12 protein-coding genes are annotated in these 16,506 nt (G+C 44.7%); 3 read left to right on the top strand and 9 right to left on the bottom strand.

The window, feature by feature from the left end; all coding sequences use genetic code 11:
- Positions 1–14: 14 nt before the first annotated feature.
- From H7T88_RS12710 to H7T88_RS12695, 4 genes are all read right to left on the bottom strand, one after another.
- Positions 15–1,754 (bottom strand): sensor histidine kinase, encoded by a 1,740-nt coding sequence (locus tag H7T88_RS12710; RefSeq protein WP_221788739.1) that lies wholly within the window; start codon positions 1,752–1,754, stop codon positions 15–17.
- Positions 1,751–3,319 carry a response regulator gene (locus tag H7T88_RS12705; RefSeq protein WP_221788737.1) on the bottom strand — a complete coding sequence of 523 codons (1,569 nt, stop codon included), beginning with the start codon at positions 3,317–3,319 and terminating at the stop codon, positions 1,751–1,753. Before H7T88_RS12705 ends, H7T88_RS12710 begins: the two co-directional genes overlap by 4 nt.
- 289 nt (positions 3,320–3,608) lie before the next feature.
- Positions 3,609–5,933, bottom strand: a complete 2,325-nt coding sequence (locus H7T88_RS12700; RefSeq protein WP_260510877.1) for a glycoside hydrolase family 95 protein — start codon at positions 5,931–5,933, stop codon at positions 3,609–3,611.
- A 183-nt stretch (positions 5,934–6,116) separates the two neighbouring features.
- Positions 6,117–8,105 carry a hypothetical protein gene (locus tag H7T88_RS12695; protein WP_221788735.1) on the bottom strand — a complete coding sequence of 663 codons (1,989 nt, stop codon included), beginning with the start codon at positions 8,103–8,105 and terminating at the stop codon, positions 6,117–6,119.
- Between the two features lie 157 nt (positions 8,106–8,262).
- On the opposite strand from H7T88_RS12695, the gene H7T88_RS12690 reads away from it, so the two are divergent.
- From H7T88_RS12690 to H7T88_RS12680, 3 genes are all read left to right on the top strand, one after another.
- Positions 8,263–9,123: an AraC family transcriptional regulator gene (locus H7T88_RS12690; RefSeq protein WP_221788734.1), complete on the top strand. Its 861-nt coding sequence runs from the start codon at positions 8,263–8,265 to the stop codon at positions 9,121–9,123.
- Between the two features lie 59 nt (positions 9,124–9,182).
- Positions 9,183–10,064: an AraC family transcriptional regulator gene (locus H7T88_RS12685; RefSeq protein WP_221788732.1), complete on the top strand. Its 882-nt coding sequence runs from the start codon at positions 9,183–9,185 to the stop codon at positions 10,062–10,064.
- 116 nt (positions 10,065–10,180) lie between these two features.
- Positions 10,181–11,470: a glycoside hydrolase family 27 protein gene (locus H7T88_RS12680; protein WP_221788730.1), complete on the top strand. Its 1,290-nt coding sequence runs from the start codon at positions 10,181–10,183 to the stop codon at positions 11,468–11,470.
- Between the two features lie 124 nt (positions 11,471–11,594).
- Here H7T88_RS12680 and H7T88_RS12675 read toward each other — a convergent pair whose 3' ends face one another.
- From H7T88_RS12675 to H7T88_RS12655, 5 genes are all read right to left on the bottom strand, one after another.
- On the bottom strand, positions 11,595–13,007 hold the full coding sequence (locus tag H7T88_RS12675) for an MFS transporter (protein WP_221788728.1): 1,413 nt from the start codon (positions 13,005–13,007) through the stop codon (positions 11,595–11,597).
- Between the two features lie 81 nt (positions 13,008–13,088).
- Positions 13,089–13,679 carry a TetR/AcrR family transcriptional regulator gene (locus tag H7T88_RS12670; RefSeq protein WP_221788727.1) on the bottom strand — a complete coding sequence of 197 codons (591 nt, stop codon included), beginning with the start codon at positions 13,677–13,679 and terminating at the stop codon, positions 13,089–13,091.
- A gap of 85 nt (positions 13,680–13,764) precedes the next feature.
- The gene (locus H7T88_RS12665) at positions 13,765–14,127 is read right to left on the bottom strand and encodes a hypothetical protein (RefSeq protein ID WP_260510876.1); all 363 of its coding nucleotides are present in this window, start codon (positions 14,125–14,127) and stop codon (positions 13,765–13,767) included.
- Positions 14,128–14,294: 167 nt separating this feature from the next.
- Positions 14,295–15,023, bottom strand: a complete 729-nt coding sequence (locus tag H7T88_RS12660; RefSeq protein WP_221788725.1) for an amino acid ABC transporter ATP-binding protein — start codon at positions 15,021–15,023, stop codon at positions 14,295–14,297.
- Positions 15,016–16,464 (bottom strand): amino acid ABC transporter substrate-binding protein/permease, encoded by a 1,449-nt coding sequence (locus H7T88_RS12655; protein ID WP_221788724.1) that lies wholly within the window; start codon positions 16,462–16,464, stop codon positions 15,016–15,018. The genes H7T88_RS12660 and H7T88_RS12655 overlap by 8 nt, the downstream gene beginning before the upstream one ends.
- Positions 16,465–16,506 lie beyond the last annotated feature (42 nt).

The following is a 16,506-nucleotide window of genomic DNA, read 5'->3' as shown; positions in this document are numbered from 1 at the left end:
AGTATATCGAACTATCATTTACCTTCCGCCTCATCCCCATCAAGTGGAAGCCAGATTTGAATACATGTCCCCTTGTCTTCCTCTGATTGAATAGAAAAAGAGAATCGATCTTTGTAACAAAGCTTCAACCGGCTATAGGCATTTTTCATCCCTACATGCTCACCTATATCCATATTCTGTTCCAGATATCCTGCCAATTCTTTCAATCTGGCTTCGGACATACCAATACCGTTATCCTCCAGCCCGATATGAAGATTCTGACCCTCCAATTGAACCAATAACCGAATAATCCCTTCACCCGGTGTAGATTCAATACCATGTATGCTGGCATTTTCCACAAACGGCAGGATGACCATTTTCGGAATTCGGTACTTTAATGCGGCAGGATCAGCCTCAATGTAATACTGAAGTTTTTCTCCAAAGCGATATTTCTGGATTTGCAAAAAGCTGTCGATTAGCTCCAATTCCTCCTTCACAGTCACGTCATGCTGATTCCAGCTAATGGACTTACGGAACATTTTGGCCATATGATGCACAATCTTAGCGGTCTCTTTCTCGCCCTTGATCAGACTGCGCATCCGCACAGATTCAAGCGTGTTAAACAGAAAATGTGGATTAATCTGACTATGTAATGCATGAAGCTGCGCCTGCTGCTGTTTGAGCTCCAAATCTTTTTTTTGAATATCCGCAAGGTATACTTCATCAATCAGGTTCCGAATCGTCTCAGTCATCCGGTTGAATTCAGTTGTTAATTGACCAATCTCGTCCCTTGCATCTTCAGGAGGAATGGTCTGAAAATTTTGCGTTTTTACTTTTTTCATATGTTTGAGAATACGTACCAGTCTAACGTGAATGGATCGGGACATCGCCGCAATGATAATAGAAGGCAGCACAAAATTGATGCAGGCCAGCCAGACGACGAAGGATCGTGATTTACGAACTTCCTGTAACACAATTTCCTCGTCCATCACACCTTGCAGGGACCATCCTTGTAAATAGTTAATGCCAGAATAAACACGATCAAATCGAATCGTTTTATTAGGAAATTCCATCTCCCGGTATAGTTGTCCAACTGAAACATTCTCTGTTTTCGGATCATTCGAAAAGCGTATGTGACCTCCTGGATCAACCAAATACACTTTGCCATCAAAGCCGCTGTTACGAAACTGCTCATGAAGTAGATCCATATTAAAGTCAATTTTGAGTAGCTGTTCGATTCCACCCGTATCCATATTGTTTAACCGCTGCACGAGACTTAACATCTGATCGGTCGCAATCAAGGTTGGATAAGGAACAACATTATCCTGTAATTGCTTGTACCAGCTACTGTTGCGAACCGCTTCATTTAAGTGTTCAATGTAGCCTGAGGACAAAATCGTTGGATTGTCGGTATACACTTGGTACCAGCGAATGCCTTGACTCAGTTGACCGGAGAACTCTCCTTTGAGATAGGAGTTATATGCCCGAATATACTCCGAGTTACTTTCAAATGAACGAGATAACGTGTCATTGAATACAGGATCAGCATAGAGCGAATAAGACAGACCTACCCCTTGATCAATCGTCACACGTAATTCGTTTTTCAGGTTGTTTAACGCCATTCCGGCATCACGAGATTTCTGGTTACGGATATTGGCTGTGGTTACTTGATAGAAAACGACATTCGTCACAACAATCGGAATGAACACCGATAACACGTACATCAGCAACAATTTGTCCCGAAGCTTCATGTAGTTCCACTTCCACCTGATCATTGGGCCCCCCGCTGTCCATCCTCTTTGAGAAGATTACGGTAGGCTGTTGGCGTCATATTAACGATTTTCTCAAACTGAGTCACAAAATAATCCGCATTCTGAAATCCGATACGAGCCGCCACCTCATACATTCGCAGATCCGTCTGGCGAAGCAACTTCTGGGCTTCCTGAACCCGAAGATTCAGCAGATACTCATTAAAATACTGGTTGTAACTTTTACGGAAAAGTCGACCCAGATAGACCGGATTCATATAGAACTGGGCCGCTATACTTTTGAGACTGATATTCTCCATGTAATGGGAATCGATATATCGTTTGATCTTGTTGATATCTCCTTTGGACTGCTCCATCCGCAGTTGCGCAATATACTCCTCTGCTTCCTCCAATGCAGTCAAAAATGCAATTTTCAATAGTCGCAAATTCCATCCATCCTGACCTTGTTCGGCTAATAACTTGAGTTTCTGCAACCCTGCGTCCGTACCTCCCATTTCATGCACAACCGCGAGTATGCCTGTAATGCAGCGCAACAGAGAACCTGTAACTGCCTGAGTAGAAAACCGGCGAGAGTGAAACTTGTTGAACATATCGTGCACAATCTCATGACAAGCCTCACGATTTCGCTCTTCCAGACTTAGAATCAGGGGATCAACCTCTTCCTGATTTATGTTAAATACGTATAACGCTTTATCCTTCACTTCTGCATAATGGACAACACTTCCAGGCTCTGCAAACTTATGCTTGGATGCTTCCTCTGCTTCCGCATAAGACCGAGGTGCATCGCTCATGTCATCTATTAATGTACCTGCGTACAAGCCTACATCTGCGCCAAGGTGGTCGCTGAGCATGTTTTTAATCCATTGAATTTTATCGACTACACGTTGTTTTGGTGAGGGTTCCTTCAATAGAACAATCAAGGCAAATCTACCTAGCTGTTCCTCAATAACGTATAGGTTGAACCGATGATCCGCCAACGAATGAAGGATTTCATTAACCTGGTGAAGAGTCACTTTCCGGTGCTCTGAGCCTGTTTGTAATTCAAACAGCACAATGATCAATGACGTCTGATGGTCAATACCTAACATTTCTGCATACCGGATCTCATCTTCTTTTCGAATCTGACCCTTGATCATATCTTTTAACATAATTCGACTGGCTTGTCCTTCCTCCAAAAATGCATGTTTTCGCTTATTCTGGATCAGGTTAGCCGCCTTTTGCAGCGTTGCGGTCATTTCTTCGTCATCAATCGGCTTGAGGATGTAATCCTGAACACCGTACCTTATTGCTTGTTGTGCATACTTGAAATCATGGTAACCGCTAATGATAATAAATACAGGCTCTAGCGTAGGTGACTTGTCAACGGCACGGATGAGCTCGAGTCCATCCAATATAGGCATTCGGATATCGGTAATAATGACATCAGGATGTAAACACTCTGCCTTATTCAGCGCCTCCAGTCCATTCTCTGCTTCCCCCGCAATCTCCATGCCAAGACTGTGCCAATCAATCAGTTCATGCATTCCTTTACGGATATACATCTCATCGTCGACCAGAAGTACTTTTAACATATGATCTGCCCCTTCCCTTCAAGCGAAAATCGTTGAATGAAATCAACAAAAAACGGTATATTCCAATTATAATTAGAAACCGCTTACAATTCTGCAGCTATTTATACAAGATGGTTCTCATTCTATCCTTTGCCGTGAGCAAATTCATTGCGTGAATCGTTGATTTTATTGCGCGAAAGTACAGACATCAGCTTCATAATATAAAAAAAGCGAAACAGAACCGAGTTTAACCCGGACGTTTCGCTTAAGAAATAGAGGTGAATTTTATGCTATATCCTTATCCTTCTAATCAAGAGGTTACTTTCCACTTTTCCCCTTTTAAAATAATTGAATCTTGTGCACTCTGAAAATTCAGTTCTATATGTTGATCCAGATAAGAAACGCTGACTTTACTTGCCTCGCTTGCACGTATGCTGGCATGAAGCAACTTCCCTTCGCTCCATTCCATATCCACTTCAAATCCGCCGCGCGCTCGCAGCCCTCGAACGGAACCTGTAGGCCATGCTTTTGGCAACGCAGGAAGTAAACGAATCTCACCGCCGTGACTCTGGAGCAACATTTCGGCTATGCCTGCCGTACCTCCAAAGTTTCCATCAATCTGAAACGGAGGATGATCACAGAATAAATTAGGCAGTGTCGAGGAACGAAGCAGCTCCATAACGTTATCATGTGCCTGTTCAGCCTGCTCCAGTCTTGCCCACATGTTCAGAATCCAAGCCCGGCTCCAGCCCGTGTGTCCCCCGCCATGTTGCAATCTGCGCTCCAGCGTGATCCGGGCGGCAGTTGCTAATTCAGGAGTCGTTTTCGGAATAATCTGTGAACCCGGATGGAGCGCAAACAAATGTGATATATGTCTATGACCTGGTTCAAGTTCATCATAATCCTTGCTCCATTCTTGAATCTGTCCGTGTTTTCCCACAGCGATATCCGGAATGCGAGTTAATGCTTCTTGCAACTGTGATGCAAATTCCTGATCTTGTTGCAGCATGAGTGCACTTTCAATACACCGCGTGAACAGCTCCCGAATAATCTGGTTATCCATCGATGCCCCGTAACAAAGCGCACCCGACTCTCCATTATCCAGGATGTAGATATTTTCCGGTGAGGATGAAGGACATATCGTGAGATTCCCCTCCGGGTCTTGTACAAGGAAATCCAGAATAAACAAAGCTGCCTCTTTCATCGTGTCATATACTTTTTTCAAAAAAATCTTGTCCCTACCGTATTCATAATGATCCCACAGGTGAAGAGACAACCACGCGCCGCCCATCGTCCAGAAGGTCGACGTTAGACATACATCCTGCGGGGCAGGATCTGCCCATATGTCAGAATTATGATGTGCTACAAATCCGCTACAGCCATACATCTTGCTGGCCGTTTCCCTTCCACGTTCCTGTAGTCGCTCGATAAAATCAAATAACGGGATGTGACACTCCGGCAGATTACAACTCTCGGCTGGCCAATAGTTCATTTCTGTATTGATATTAATGGTGTATTTACTATCCCATACCGGAAGCATGTCTTTGTTCCATATGCCCTGCAGATTGGCAGGTAACGAACCGGGCCGGCTGCTGGAGATTAGCAAGTATCGCCCGAACTGGAAGTACAAACCTACGAGTTCAGGATCATCACCGCCTGCTCTAAGACGCGCGAGCCGCTCATTTATCGGCAGACTCATATAACTGGTATCTGTGCGTTCACCCTCCAGATGCAGATCCATTCGTGTGAACAGCGCCTGATAGTCAGTGATATGATCCTGAAGTAACTGCTCATATGTTTTGGCGGAGGCCATATCTATTCTTCGTAAACATTCCGACTCCAGATCTTCCTTGGCATAACGAAAATCGGTGCATGATGCTATTAGCACAGTGGCTGAATCCGCATTTAAAAGTGATAGTTGACCGCTCGAATACTGAAGTTCTCCTTGTTCGTTCATGACCCGAATCGCACAGCAAAAACGGATCCCCCCTTCTCCCCCGCTTCTTCCCCGGATAATCATATCGCCATTACTGCGTTGTTCGATTCGATCGATCAACGATTGGAATCCGACCGGATGTCTTAGCGCCCCCGATAACGGCGACCAATGTAACACGGAACCTCTGCCAAACAAGGCTGTGAATGATAATTCGCCCGGCACGCTACTAGACAGACGGACTGCCATGACCTGATCAGGATAACTTGAAAAATATTCTCGCTTGTGTTTTGTGTTGCCTGATGTGTACTGAACGCGAGCGATCCCTTGTTCCAAATCAAGATATCTCTGATACTCTGTTGCCTCCTCATCTGCATGATGCATGGCCATATAGAAATCACCAAGCGGTTCATAATGTCGTTGTCCATCAGGCACACCCACTAATGAGGTTAACGCTAGTTCCTCTGCCTGCCCAATCTGGCCTTGAAACAGAAGTTCCCTTATGTTATCCAGTGATTGAAGTGAATGCGGGTTGTTCCGCTCCATCGGTCCGCCGTACCAAAGGCTATCTTCATTTAACTGTACTCTCTCCAGTGCTGTTCTTCCAAATACCATACCACCAAGGGTTCCGTTTCCAATTGGAAACGCTTCTTCCCACTGCTCGGCAGGGTGATCAAACCAAATTTTATTCGTATTCATCATTATACCTCCAACGAGAGATGCCAAGGTTCACTGCTGCACTAGCAGCATGACGAACAGGACTCAATATGACCCATCTTACAGGCCGTATAATCAGTTTACTTTGTTCACCCGGCTTCGTTGAATGAAGAAAACTAACCTAAACCTTCACAATGCTAACCCGTTTGGAGGCATGATCATATCTATTCAATCGCTGGAGGTGACTTGATCCCAGTAGTCACCAACGAGACCTTCGATGATGGAGCCGCTGGCCCACGGCATCAGACAGAACCAGGTGCTTGCCGGCGTACCATCGGCATAAGTCTCCGTAACGAGTCCTTGCGAGTGACAAAAGCGCTCGGACATCCATCCTTTTTTGCCATAACCATATTCACCATCAACACGATTATAGGTTTGACAGCCCCAAGCGACCGTATCATTCATACGCTGACGGATATAGTCATCCTCACGTTGCTGAAGATAATATAAAAGCTCATCGACGAGATTGCTCGACATGGGATGAATGTGCGGATTAGCTACCGAAGTGACGCTTCCCCCCGAACTTGACCAGTTCAATGTACTTAGCGGCGGAATCTGCACTGGCGAGTTATAACAAAATTTAAAACTGAACTCGTAGCTGATGGCGTCTCTCATATGATTAAGGAACGTCTCCTCACCGGAGAGTGCATGCAAGAAACGGAGAGCTTTGATATATGCCAGAATGCCTTCCGAATCCACTGCTTTGTCCGCATCAAGCGGAGCACCGTAACATTCCATCTGTTTCACATAGGCATTGTAATAATGTGTTTCACTGCGTCTCATTTCCTCCAAATCGGATAAATCATTGATCAACCAGCTGTAATAAGCTTTCGCAGCAAGACACCACGCCCCGCTAAAAGCGTCATACTCCAGGCCTGCACCCGTGCGCTCGGATAATATCGTCGGATATTCGCCATCCGCATTTTTGCTCCGTTCCAGGCATTCAAGTACTTGCTTCACATAGGCGAGCCAGTCATCATGTCTAATCTGCCTTATGCGACATTCATAGTCATAACATTTGAGGATATAAAACATGGCTTGTGCAACGAGATAGGATGAGTGACCTGGTGTACGCATACCGTCAAACCACCAGCCTTTAATGCTCCATTTTCCATCCTGATAAGCATCATACGGAAGTCCTGACTCGGAATTCATCGCATTTTCGATAATGTTTGTGATACAGGACAAAGCCTGCTGACGCATGGGTTCATCGTTCTGACGCAATGCTGCAAGCAGCATGGGGGTTGCAATGGTCATGCCATTGGTCCAACTGATCGAGATGATTTTGTTATATCGATACCCCCCGCTCTCTGCGTCTTCGTACACAAAAGTAGAATAGTGACGGTCATCTGGAAGCCACGCGTAGTCTCGAACAGCAGCGGACATGTCGGATACGGCTGTGCGGATGTCGCTTCCTTGTCTAGGGTGTTCATGGTACTTTTGGTAGACATGCTCTAATGCAGGGTTAATACCCAAGGGCGAAGAGGATTCATAATCATATAATTCAAGGGTGAACGCCACCGATTCTCCTGCTTCCAACACAAAGACGCTCTCTGCCAAGGCTGAGCGCTCGTGCACAAGTCTTGATTTGATAAACAGCAACGGAGCATTCTCATACCCTAAGGTATAACCAACGGTGCCTTTCTCTATTGAACATGTGAAACCTCCATATTGTAGAAAAGTTCCTGTTTGACCCGGATACCACGGCTGCTTCTGTCCACTATGCTTGCTTTCCACCCAATATGGGCTTGCGCTGAGCCCGGCAATTCGGCCCGAATCATATACAAGTGCAGCCGGATGCGATAAACGATCGCTTCGAACCATCCACCACAGGGATGAAGGACGGGAAGGTGTTCCTTCACGAATTCTTGGAAATTCGTTAGGTACATTTTGGGGGGCTTCTCCCCGATTACGACCATACATAAAGGCAGGCAGAAAAAATCTGGGCTGCTGTTTGTCAAAAGCAAGTTCTACATGAATCACTCCACTCCACCGTTGACTGCCTTCATTCTTAATGGTAATCTGTGCCTGCTTTGGATCATCTGCACTTCCTGTCCCGGCACTCATATTTACGTTAGTCTGAAGATTATGCGTTCTCATTCCAGTATAGGCTGTCCCTTCCTGCCTTCTACTGCGTGCGGTAAAGATCAGTTCCATACAATCCTCCCTTTCTGTTTTCCCTACTCCTTCAGAAAACGCTTGCAAATTTTAAACCAAGATGCTAGGATGGTACCATTTTATAGGTTCAGGTTCGCAATTTCATTGCTTAGATCGTGATATTTATTGCGCCAAACGATTAGGAGGCTTTCATGATATGAATGAATCTCAGGAGTACCAGTATGATCCCATTCAGTTGGATCTGCTGTATCTGCATCGTGTCACGACCTACAATATGGGCACATTCTACCATCGGCATAATGGGTATGAGCTGTACATTTTTCTTCGCGGCAATGTGAATTTCTATATTGAGAATCGATGTTACCATCTGGAGCGAGGTGATCTTATTGTTTTAAGTCCAGAGGAAATGCATCGGTCTTTTGCACTCGACAAGAATGAATATGAACGAATCACAATTAATCTGCAAAAATCATATCTTAATCGATTATCCACATCATCTACCAACCTCTCTGCCTGTTTTGATCATCGGCCTAAAGGTAAGGGCAATATCATTCATTTGAATGAAGAAGAGTTAGAGCAATTTCTCAAACTTACAACCCAAGTGGAGCAAATGTTGCTAATCTCAGACTACGGTGCGGATATTATGAGAAATATGCTGATCGCCCGACTGCTTCTTATGACCAATCTGACTTTTAAACATACAAATTTTGTGCCCACCGACATTATGCCTGAACTGGTTCGTAATGCGATGGAATATATCGAAACGAATCTGACCGAATCTCTCACACTACAGCAATTATCAGAAAAACTATTTACCAACAGCAGTTATATCAGCCGTCAATTCAAAAAACATACCGGACTAACGATTCGAAACTATATACTTAACCGCCGCATCGAGCTCGCCCAAAACTGTTTATCGGAAGGTATGAGTATTACCGAGGCCTGTTATCATTCCGGATTCGGCGATTATGCCAACTTTATTCGCACTTTTACCAAGATGGTCGGAACATCGCCCGGCAAGTTTGCACGCAAACCTTCAGATCCAGAACTTAAATGATAGATAAATAGTGAACATAAGTGTACATTGAGCAGAGTATTCAAGATTGGAGGAAAGCGATGGATATTATAAAAGGGACCTATGGTTTTCGATTCGCTGAAGATCGTGAACTTGAGCTATGCAAGCTGTATGCAACGGGGAGCGATATCATTACTGATCCGTCGTATTACTGGGATGGGCTGGAACGAACGGATGGTCCTCTTCTTTTATTTCAGTACACCCTTGCGGGAGAAGGTATTTATGAAACAAATGACCGTACATACCGTGTGACCTCCGGACAGGCTTTTCTTACTGAGATCCCGAGCGCTCATCGATATTATTATCATCCAGAGTCTGATGAGCCATGGCATTTCATCTTCCTACTATTCCGTCCTGATCTCATTCAGGCTCATTGGCAGAAGTTTGTGCGAGAAGCAGGTGAGGTCGCTTTTCTCTCCATGGATTCTGCTCCCATCCGTCTGCTGCGAATGATTGTAACGGATGCGGCGGCAGGAAGGATAACGGACCCTTTGATTGCCTCATCCAGTGTGTATCAGTTCATGACAGAGCTTGTTCGTTTACAGACGACAACACGCCATAATCGGGAGAACTGGCCGGAACATATTCAGCAGGCTACGAAGTACATGGAAACCGATTACGCCAGTATGATCAGCGTGGATCAGCTTGCAGATCGTGTTGCTCTATCCAAATACCACTTTATTCGCAGATTCTCGGCTAGCACAGGTCACACTCCAGGTGCCTATCTTACCCGCGTTCGAATCGAGAAAGCGATGGAGTTGCTTCGCGGCACGACATTAAGCATTGAACAGATTGCGGTACAAGTGGGATACTCCAGTGGAAGTTATTTTATCAAAGCTTTTCGAGGATTAACTGGACTTACACCTGGGGAATTTCGAAGCGGTGGCGAAAGTCTCGTATACCGCAGATTATTTTTTGACTGACCGCAATATATTGCTATTGAAGACTTAACATTACTGTAGATTATTGTATTTTACTTCATTATGATGAATGTGACTGAAGCAATAATTTAAATTACGTCAGGTAAAGGAGCCTTCAAATGGATCATACTCTTGTTGCACCAACACCCCCTCTTGGCTGGAACAGCTGGGACTGCTACGGGGCTGCCGTCACTGAAAAGGAAATTCGCGGTAATGCGGAGTATATGGCTACACACTTGAAAGAATATGGTTGGAGTTACATCACCGTTGATATTCAATGGTATGAACCTCTGGCTAACTCATCGCAATACCGCCCTTTCGTTCCACTGATTATGGATGAATACTCACGTCTGATGCCTGCAGAAAACCGCTTTCCTTCAGCTGCGGATGGTCAGGGATTCAAACCACTTGCTGATTATGTTCACAGTCTGGGACTTAAATTCGGCATTCATATTATGCGCGGAATTCCAAGGCAAGCAGTTCATTCCGACACAGCTCTATTAGGAACAAACTCCACCGCCCGTGAGATCGCTCATACCAACTCCATCTGCCCATGGAATACCGATATGTATGGGGTGGATCACCACAAAGAAGGCGCGCAAGCCTACTATGATTCATTGTTTGAATTGTATGCTTCATGGGGTGTTGATCTGGTCAAAGTGGATGATATCGCTGCCTCCAGATTATATGACACACATCAGCCTGAGATTGAGATGATCTCGAAGGCGATCAAACGTGCCGGACGTCCCATGGTATTAAGTCTGTCTCCCGGTCCTGCCCCCGTGGAATACGCTGAATTTTTCGCGGAACAGGCTAACATGTGGCGGGTAACGGATGATTTCTGGGATCAATGGCCACTTTTGCTAGATATGTTCGACCGCTGCCGTAAGTGGCAGGGCCTTCCTAAGGAGGGATGTTGGCCGGATTGTGATATGTTGCCTCTGGGGCACATTGGTATTCGCTCTGTGGATGGAGGTGGAGCCGATCGGTGGACAAGATTCACTAAGGATGAGCAATTGACGATGATGTCTCTGTGGAGTATCTTCCGTTCTCCTCTCATCTTTGGCGGTGAGTTGCGGGATAACGATGACTGGACGCTGTCCTTGCTGACAAACCGTGAGGTTCTGCGTATGCATCGTGAGAGCCATAGTGCTAGAGAAGCGCTACATCAAGGCGATCTGATCGTATGGACGGCATCTCATGTCGATGGTTCCACTTATGCAGCTGTGTTTAATGTTGGCGAGCAGTCAGTACTCTCAGTGGAACTTAATCTCAATACAATTGGTTTATCCCCTTCTGTTGCAAGCCATGGAATTGAATTATGGAGTGGCGATGTGACAGAAGTTAACGAGGATATTTTACGCACGGATGTGCCTTCGCACGGTGTGCGCCTGTACCGTTTTGCGTGAACCATTTCGCCTGAACCGTTCCATAAAGAAGTGGCCTGTCGTTTATGACAGACCTCTTCTTCTCTATTTCTTTGAAAAAAAAACGGATTGTAACTATTGGCTTGGAAGAGCATTTTCGGCTTTATTAGAACAATGTAGATGATCCATTCATTTGTCCTTCGGGCTTACGATCAAAATGCCATCTATACACAAAAGTCATTACCACAACCAACATGGCAAGCACAATAAATAGATTACTATATACAAATGCAGATGATCGGCTGATAAAAGGATTGAAACGCATCTGCTGTGCTCCCCCGTCGATGACCTTGCCAAGAACGGTTGTAGATACAGAAGCCGCGATGAAATTAAACATCGACAGTAGTCCCATACCAATGCCGACCTGTTCTTTGGGAAGGGTCTGTGCGATCGTATTAGACAGCGCAATTTGCATATATGATTGACCAAGAACCGCCAAGATTAGAAAGGATGAAACGAAAAACAATGACACGCCGGCAGCAAACGATAGACTTATGAAGCCGATAACAAGCATCGTCGAGGCTGTATAAATCAAAAAGACATTGCCTTTATCATCAGCTAACGTTCCTCCTCGTCTTCCCAGTAATGCTGCAATCAGGGCCGATGGTAACATAATTAGACCTGTCAGAGCCGGATAAGCATCATACACATGGGTTAACAGTTGCGGGATAATAAATGGAATGCTAAATCCACATGCAACTAACACAAATGAAATAATCATTCCCCATGTATAGGAGCGGTTGCGAAAAACAGCTGGTTGCACAAACGGTGATGCTGCGTGGAGAATACGAAGGATAAACAAGGCTAAAACTACAATGCCCATTAGCAAATACCACAAATTTAATTGAGTCAGTGCGAGCAAAATGGCTCCAATGCTTACGGCGAGCAGTATGCCTCCGAGATAGTCCATCTTTTCATCCCCTCCCCTCTCATCATTCAAATACTTTCTATAGAAGGGGAGCGTCAACAGCGAAAGTAGCGGAATCGCAAATAGGAACTTCCAATTAAGTGCACTGGATACGAATCCGGCAACAATAGGACCTAACGCAGATCCCAGGGCGATTCCGATCGCAGAAGTACCGAGTGCCTGACCACGCTTGTTTGGCGGAAAATATCGAACTGGTATAATCATGGCCAGAGCTGGAATGACGGCAGCCCCTGCGGCCTGAATCAGACGAGCCAAAATAATCATAAAGTAGGAAGTAGAAAGAATTCCTATAACGGAGCCAGCAGCCAACAATAAGAGTCCAAATGTGATTAAATGTTTAATGCTATATCGATCTGTTAGCTTCCCGTAAGTGACTGTACCAACGGCGTATACAATTAAATATCCGGTAACGATCCAGCTTGTCTCAGAAGCTGACCGTTCGAATTGATCTCCAATGACGGGTAAGACAACATTAAACATCATTCCGTTCATTACGGAGATGATCAAAGTGAAGACAAGCACGCGAAGTAGTGCAGTTTCTTTGCCCGTTGCAGATGTATCCTGGATCTCTAAACTCTCTGCGGTCTTCATCGTTTCCCTCTTTTCCTTACGTTACTAAAAAATACGCAAAATTTACTGTCAGTACTTACTGTCATAATATGACTTAAAATACTAGGGCGTTAGCGCCCTAGTGAACGTCCATACACTTTCGGTAATCACATCTTCTAATGAAAGCCACGGAAAATGTACATGATCCTCCATATGGTTAATAAACAAGCCATAATTCAATGCCATGAAGGAGAAAGCCTGTAATTCAGCGTTGATCTGAATCACCTTGCCTTGCTCGTACATCGTTTGCAGATATCGGGTTAGAAGCTCAAGTAACTGCTGAGGATGTCTTATCGTTCGTGTTCTTAACTCCGGCAAATGATTCATTTCCTTCAGACTGATCATAAACAATTTACGGTTCTTATGCATGATTTCATGATAGGTTCTGCTGACTAACAATAAGTCAGAATGCAGATTCCACACGACTTTTTCCTCAAAAAGTCTTGTCATTTCCTCGACATAATGATATTCGTCAAATGCGCTCTCGAGCAGATTTAGTTTCGTACCAAAATGGCGAAATAACGTCTTCTCACTTACTCCCGCGGTTGAGGCAATCTCCTGCGTTGTAACACTTTTATATCCCTTTACCGAGATCAGCTCAATCGCCGTTAACATTAACTTCTCTCTTGTGTTCCGTTTACTTGAATTGGACATGAAGCTCTCCTTCTGCTCAAATGTCAGTGATCACTGTCATAAAAGAAGGTTACCTTTTGAATCACTCTTTGTCAAGTACTTCAACTCATTTCTGTTCCATCGCCTGCACAGCAAGTTGAAAAGCTCGAATTCTTCTCTCCAGTAAAGTATGTTGCGGTGTTCCAACTGTGGATTTATCCATCATCCGTTTAAGAGAAGGCAGGAGATTATTCATCACATGACGTGCCTCGGATATCTCCAGGCTGCCATAATGTTGATCAGCTCTCCCATTCCAGGTGTGTTCCAATATATACAAACTGACAATTAGCGCATGAAGTCGTTTTTCTAAAACCGATGTATTGGCTTCTTTCCCCAACATGTTCTTGAGAGCGTTCTCCGATTTTCGGATCACGGACTGAAAGGCTTCAATGGATTGTCGTTGTACAGTCTCAGATACGGATTCAATCATGGGCAAATACTCCTTTTCATAAAATTTATAAATGGTTTTATGTAGATGTTATATACAATATATTCACTGTTTCAGGAATCCTATTATAGTCTCTTATGGAATCAATGTACAAAACAAAAAAAGCCGCATATCGCGACTTTTTTTGTTGAACTAAGAAAAAACCGGGATTAGAGCACCTTTTCCAAAAAGCTGATTGTACGTTCGTGCTGCGGTTTGCCGAAGATCTGTTCAGGATTTCCTTCCTCAACAATATATCCGCCATCCATAAAAATAACCCGATCCGCAACTTCGCGGGCAAAGCCCATCTCATGCGTAACAATCATCATCGTCATGCCTTCGCTCGCGAGATCCTTCATGACACCAAGTACTTCCCCAACCATCTCCGGGTCAAGTGCCGATGTAGGCTCATCGAACAACATCACATCCGGGTTCATCGCGAGTGCGCGAGCAATAGCTACGCGTTGCTTCTGTCCGCCAGAGAGCTGGCTTGGAAAGCTCTCCGCTTTGTCTGCCAGACCGACACGGTCAAGCAAGCGAAGCGCGGTTTCCCTAGCCTGTTCTTGATTTAATTTGCCAAGTTCCATCGGCGCAAACATAATATTTTTGAGCACACTGAAGTGTGGAAACAGATTAAAGTGCTGGAATACCATGCCAATGTTCTCCCGAGCTTTGTTAAGATCGGTATCACGACTGTTCAAGTCTTGATCATCGACGATCACACGGCCTGCGGTAATGTCCTCCAGACAATTGATGCAGCGAAGAAATGTACTTTTACCCGAACCGGATGGGCCGATGACACATACAACCTCGCCTTCATTTACAGCCATGTCGATCCCTTTCAGCACCTGATTGGAACCGAAGCTTTTCTTCAGCCCTTCTACTTTAATTTTAGTCACGGCGAATCTTCACCTCCAGATAATCGGCAAGTCTAGTCAGTGCAATAATAACGATCAAGTACATTACAGCTACCGTTAACCATATGTCAAACGAGGATAAGGTTCTGGCAATAATGATTTTACCCGACTGTGTAAGCTCAACCAGCCCGATAACGGACAAGATGGACGTATCCTTAAGCGTAATTACCATCTGGTTAATAAACGAAGGAATCATAACACGAACCGCCTGAGGAATGACAATTTTCATCATCGCTTTGCGATATGGAAGACCTAGTGAACGAGCGGCCTCCATCTGTCCACGATCAATCGATTGAATACCCCCGCGAATAATCTCAGTAACGTAAGCTCCGGCATTTAAGCTCAGCGTCAGAATCGCCGCAAGGAACAGCGGCATCGTAAAGCCAAATGCCTGAGGAATACCGAAGTAAATGAAGAACGCGAGTACAAGCAACGGAATACCACGGAAAATATCAACGAATACGGTGGCAATGCCTCGCAAAACTCTGTTACGTCCTACTTTCATGAAGGCGAAGATCAAACCAATAATAAACGCGAAGAATAGAGACACGATGGTGTATAAAAGTGTATTCCCCAAACCTTTCAACAAGGCTGGAAAAGATTTGTATATAAGTTCCATACGCCCCAATTGTGCAACGGACTCCGCATTGTCACCTATATACTTATCTACAATACGCTTGTATTCACCGCTTTCCTTGATATTAGCAAGGCCTGCGTTAAACTTCTGCAGCAGCTCGGCGTTTTTACCTTTACTTACAGCAAACCCGTAAGGCGCACCTTTTTCTGGTTCTGTAACAACCTTCAGTCCGTTTTTCTGATTCTCCCCATATTTCAACACAGGGAAATCATCAAAACAGGCTGCAGAATTTCCCGTTTTCACATCATCATACATCTGTGCTGAATCATCAAAAGGTACAATGGTAAACCCATACTTTGATGCATTCGCTTCTGCAAAACGATAGCCTTCCGTCCCCGTTTTTACAGCTACCTTTTTACCGCGGAGATCTTCATAGCTTTTTACCGTATCATTGCTCGCTTTAACGCCCATGACAACGCCTGATTCAAAGTACATATCGGAGAAATCAAATTTGGTTTTGCGTTCATCCGTAATACTCATACCTGCAATGACGCCATCCACCTGGTTCGATTCCAGTGCCTGAACGGCAGCGTTAAATCCTAAGGCTTTGATCTCGTATTTAAAATTCTGATCCTTGGCGATTGCTGCCATGATATCCATATCGATGCCGACAAAATCGCCGTTAATTTCCTGAAATTCAAACGGTGCAAAGGTAATGTCGGTACCGATAACATAAGTTTTGCCCGAATCCGACTGTGCCTGCACACTTCCCGTCCAACCTGTAAAGCCGGACACCAGAAGCAGCACCATGGTAAGTATAAGTAATGTAATCCTGTTATTCTTCATATGTCCTCCTCGTCTTGACGTCATGCCATACGTATGTCCCGA

Source organism: Paenibacillus cucumis (ex Kampfer et al. 2016) (assembly GCF_019748695.1).
Lineage (GTDB): Bacteria > Bacillota > Bacilli > Paenibacillales > Paenibacillaceae > Paenibacillus > Paenibacillus polysaccharolyticus.
Note: the sequence above shows the minus strand (reverse complement) of the source record. Positions and strands in the feature narration are given on the sequence as shown.

Excerpts from the sequence above, each read along its gene's own strand:
- H7T88_RS12710 (WP_221788739.1), bottom strand. The coding sequence starts at position 1,754 with ATGATCAGGTGGAAGTGGAACTACATGAAGCTTCGGGACAAATTGTTG.
- H7T88_RS12705 (WP_221788737.1), bottom strand. The coding sequence starts at position 3,319 with ATGTTAAAAGTACTTCTGGTCGACGATGAGATGTATATCCGTAAAGGA.
- H7T88_RS12700 (WP_260510877.1), bottom strand. The coding sequence starts at position 5,933 with ATGATGAATACGAATAAAATTTGGTTTGATCACCCTGCCGAGCAGTGG.
- H7T88_RS12695 (WP_221788735.1), bottom strand. The coding sequence starts at position 8,105 with ATGGAACTGATCTTTACCGCACGCAGTAGAAGGCAGGAAGGGACAGCC.
- H7T88_RS12690 (WP_221788734.1), top strand. The coding sequence starts at position 8,263 with ATGAATGAATCTCAGGAGTACCAGTATGATCCCATTCAGTTGGATCTG.
- H7T88_RS12685 (WP_221788732.1), top strand. The coding sequence starts at position 9,183 with ATGGATATTATAAAAGGGACCTATGGTTTTCGATTCGCTGAAGATCGT.
- H7T88_RS12680 (WP_221788730.1), top strand. The coding sequence starts at position 10,181 with ATGGATCATACTCTTGTTGCACCAACACCCCCTCTTGGCTGGAACAGC.
- H7T88_RS12675 (WP_221788728.1), bottom strand. The coding sequence starts at position 13,007 with ATGAAGACCGCAGAGAGTTTAGAGATCCAGGATACATCTGCAACGGGC.
- H7T88_RS12670 (WP_221788727.1), bottom strand. The coding sequence starts at position 13,679 with ATGTCCAATTCAAGTAAACGGAACACAAGAGAGAAGTTAATGTTAACG.
- H7T88_RS12665 (WP_260510876.1), bottom strand. The coding sequence starts at position 14,127 with ATGATTGAATCCGTATCTGAGACTGTACAACGACAATCCATTGAAGCC.
- H7T88_RS12655 (WP_221788724.1), bottom strand. The coding sequence starts at position 16,464 with ATGAAGAATAACAGGATTACATTACTTATACTTACCATGGTGCTGCTT.